Annotated in this window: 1 pseudogene; it reads left to right on the top strand. The window is 49.2% G+C overall.

Annotation, left to right across the window (positions count from 1 at the left end):
• Window positions 1-41 precede the first annotated feature (41 nt).
• Window positions 42-240, top strand: a pseudogene (locus tag SB775_RS33325) (aminopeptidase); the annotation flags it as partial.

Below are 240 nucleotides of genomic sequence, written 5' to 3'. Positions count from 1 at the left end.
CAGATGACCAGCTTGCCCAAATGGTTCAGTGGGAGCAAGAGATGTGGAACGGCATCCACGGGTATATCGGCATTCACGGGGAGACCAACGACAGCGAGATGAAAGATGTGCCGGATGAAAAGAATCGCCTGTATGCGCAGTATTTCCACTCGATCTTTCGGCGTGTGGACAATGATATAAAAGGGATTCGAATCAATTATCCCACGGCAGCATTAGCCCAAAAAGCGAAAATGCCTACAG

Source organism: Peribacillus sp. SIMBA_075 (assembly GCF_046534585.1).
The sequence above is the reverse complement of the archived record's forward strand: the minus strand, read 5'-3'. Positions and strand labels throughout refer to the sequence as shown.